General features: G+C 69.5%; 2 protein-coding genes. Both read left to right on the plus strand.

Features of this window, described 5'->3' with window-relative positions; all coding sequences use genetic code 11:
• Positions 1–3,373 (plus strand): amino acid adenylation domain-containing protein (locus ACFV0O_RS41270; RefSeq protein WP_380350164.1); only part of this gene is annotated, 3,373 nt, incomplete at its 5' end.
• Between the two features lie 14 nt (positions 3,374–3,387).
• Positions 3,388–3,990 (plus strand): condensation domain-containing protein (locus tag ACFV0O_RS41275; protein WP_380350167.1); only part of this gene is annotated, 603 nt, incomplete at its 3' end.

A 3,990-nucleotide genomic window follows, 5' to 3' on the forward strand; every position in this document is an offset into this window, starting at 1 on the left:
ACTCCACAACCTCCTCCACACCATCACCCAAAACCCCGACACCCCCATCCACCACATCAACACCCTCACCGACCACGAACACCACCAACTCCTCCGCACCTGGAACGACACGGACCACCCGCTTCCCGGCACAGCGGACACGGCGCACACGGCCGACGCCGTCGGTACGGTCCACGGGCGCTTCGCCGAACAGGCGTCCCGCACGCCGTCCGCCGTCGCGCTCCGCTCCGGTGACGAGACGGTGACCTACGAGGAGCTGGACCTGCGCGCGGGACGGCTGGCGGGCCGGCTCGTCGCGGCCGGTGTGCGCCCCGGGGACGTGGTCGGCGTGCTCCTCGAACGTTCGGTGGACCTCCTGGTCGGTCTCCTGGCGGCGCTCAAGGCCGGCGCGACCTACCTCCCGCTGGACGGGCGGGATCCGGGTCCGCGCCTGCGGCAGCTGCTGGCGGAGACCGGTGCGCGTGTCGTGGTGACGAACCGGGCCACCCGTGAACGGGTCGAGTTGCCCGCCGGCGTGATGCCGCTCGCATGTGACGAGGGTGAGGCCGCAGCCGACCCGGTCGAAGTCCCGGGCGTTTCTGCGCAGTTGGCGTACGTGATGTACACGTCCGGGTCGACGGGCCGGCCGAAGGGGGTGGCGGTCCCGCACTCGGCGGTGATCCACCTCGCGCTGGACCGGTCGTGGCAGAACGGCAACCACCGCCGCGTCCTCTTCCACTCGCGGCACACCTTCGACGCCGCCACCTACGAGATCTGGGCCCCGCTGCTGTCCGGCGGCCAGGTCGTGGTGGCGCCTCCGGGCAACCTCGACGCGGGCGAGATCGAACGGGTGACCCGGCAAGGGAGGGTGACCGCCCTGTGGCTCACCGCCGGGCTGTTCAACCTGATCGCCCGGGAGAACCCCGGCTGTCTGGCGGGTGTGCGCGAACTGTGGGTGGGCGGTGACGTCGTCGACCCGCAGGCGGTGCGCCTCATCCGGGAGGTGCACCCGGAGCTGGCCATCGTGGACGGCTACGGCCCGACGGAGAACACCACCTTCACCACCTGCTTCCGGGTCCCGGCGGAAGGGTTCCACGGCCACACCCTGCCGATCGGCCGCCCGCTCGACAACACCCGGGTGTACGTGCTGGACGGCCACCTGCGGATGGTGCCGGTCGGGGTGGCGGGTGAGCTGTACGCGACGGGCTCCGGCCTGGCCCGCGGCTACGTCAACCGGCCCGGCCTGACCGCCGGGCATTTCGTCGCCGACCCGTTCGGTCCGTCCGGCAGCCGCATGTACCGCACCGGCGACCTCGTGCGTTGGCGGGCGGACGGCACCCTCGAATACCTCGGCCGCACCGACCACCAGGTCAAGATCCGCGGCTTCCGCATCGAACTCGGCGAAATCGAGGCAGCCCTCGCCCGACACCCCCACATCGCCCAGGCCACCGCCACCGTCCGCACCGACCAACCCGGCGAAAAACGCCTCGTCGGCTACGTCGTCCCCACCGACGGAGCCACGATCGACCCGGCCGAGATCCGGACGGCACTCTCCCGATCGCTGCCCGACTACCTGGTCCCGTCTTCAGTCGTGCTGCTGGAAAGCCTTCCGCTGACCGCCAACGGCAAGCTCGACCGCGCCGCTCTGCCCGCACCCGACTTCACCACCATCACCAGCAACCGCGCACCCCGGAACGACCGCGAACGCGTGCTCTGCGAACTCTTCGCCGACGTCCTGAACCTGCCCCGGGTCGGCATCGACGACCGCTTCTTCGACCTGGGCGGGGACAGCATCGTCTCCATCCAGCTGGTCAGCCGCGCCCGCGAGGCCGGCCTGACCATCACCCCCCGGGACGTCTTCCAACACCAGTCCGCCGCCGAACTCGCCACCGTGGCCAAGGACACCACCACCAGCCAGCCGACCATCGACGGCGTCGGAAAGATCCCGCTGACACCGATCATGCACGCCTTCGACATCGACAGCCCGGGATTCGCACAGTTCCACCAAGCCGTCCTGCTACGAGTCCCGGCCGGCGCCAACCTCGACCAACTCACCCACACCCTGCAAACCGTCATCGACCACCACGACATCCTCCGCGCCCGCCTCACCCACAACACCACCGACGGCCCACACCTCGAAACCACCGAACCCGGCACCCTCCACGCCCACACCCTCATCCACCACACACCCACCACCGAACAAGACCTGCGCACCACCATCACCCACGCAGCAACCCAAGCCCAACAACGCCTCGACCCCACCACCGGAACCATGCTCCAAGCCGTCTGGCTCGACCTCGGCCCCCACACCCCCGGACGACTCCTCCTCCTCGCCCACCACCTCATCATCGACGGCGTCTCCTGGCGCATCCTCCTCCCCGACCTCGCCACCGCCTGGCACGCCACCACCACCGACACCCAACCCCAACTCCCCACCACCACCACCTCCTTCCGCCACTGGGCCAAACTCCTCACCGAACAAGCCCACCACCCCACCCACACCACCGAACTCACCACCTGGACCCACACCCTCGACCAACCCGACCCCCTCCCCGGCACCCGCCCCCTCGACCCCACCCGCGACACCCTCCACACCGCCGCCACCCACACCTGGACCCTCACCCCCGAACAAACCACCCCCCTCCTCACCCGCATCCCCACCGCCTACCACTGCGGCATCAACGACGTCCTCCTCACCGGACTCACCCTCGCCCACACCCACTGGCAGAACACCCGCAACAACACCACCCACACCACCAGCCTCCTCATCGACCTCGAAAGCCACGGCCGCCACGAACTCACCGACAACCTCGACCTCTCCCGCACCATCGGCTGGTTCACCACCACCCACCCCGTCCGCCTCCACACCCCCCTCCACGGCGACATCACCCCCCACACCACCGACACCGCCCTCAAACACATCAAGGAACAACTCCGCACCACCCCCCACCACGGCATCGGCTACGGCCTCCTACGCCACCTCAACCCCGAAACCACCCCCCAACTCGCCCGACTCCCCCAACCCCACATCGCCTTCAACTACCTCGGACGCTTCCCCACGCCCCACGAGAGCGACTGGGGAACGGCAGCGGAGATGGACGCCCTCGAAGGCCTGGGCGCCGGGGAGATGCCGCTGAAGCACGCGATCGGCATCAACGCGATCACTCACGACCACCCGGACGGCCCGCAGCTGTCCATCTCCCTCACCTGGGCCGGCGAGCTCCTCGCCGAGGACGACATCCGCGAGCTCGGCGACACCTGGGTCCACGCCCTCACGGTCCTCGCCGAACACGCCGACGCCCCCGACGCCGGCGGCCTGACCCCCTCCGACCTGCCCTTGCTGGAGCTGAGTCAGAGCGAGATCGACGAATTCGAAGACGACCTGGACCTCTGAGAGGCGAAGAACCCATGAGCAAGGCACGAATCGAAGCCATCCTGCCGCTGACTCCGCTGCAGGAGGGGCTGCTGTTCCACGCGCTGTACGACGAGCAGGCGTCGGACGTCTACGTCGTCCAGCTGGCCGTCGGGTTCGAAGGCAAGCTGGACACCCCGCGGCTACGGGCGGCCGCCGCCGGAGTAGTGAAGCGGCATCCGAACCTCCGTGCCGCCTTCCGTCAACGGCGGCAGGGCAGCGGCCAGCCGGTGCAGGTGATTCCGGCCGAGGTCGAACTCCCCTGGACGGAAACCGACGTCAGCCACGCCGACGGCACCGTCGAGAGGTTCCTCGCCGAAGAACGCGCCCGGCGGTTCGACATGGCCAAGCCCCCGCTGCTGCGCTTCGCCCTCCTCCACCACGCCCCCGAACACCACACGCTGCTATTGACGTGCCATCACATCCTGCTCGACGGCTGGTCGATGCCCACACTCCTCCGTGAGCTGTTCACGCTGTACAGCGCCGGCGAGAACCTCCTGCCCCCGGTGGCGCCGTACAAGGACTACCTGACCTGGCTCGCCGACCGCGACCGTGAAGCCGCCCGCACCGCCTGGCGCACCGCCCTCTCCGACATCCAG

The organism is Kitasatospora sp. NPDC059577 (assembly GCF_042735475.1).
Lineage (GTDB): Bacteria > Actinomycetota > Actinomycetes > Streptomycetales > Streptomycetaceae > Kitasatospora.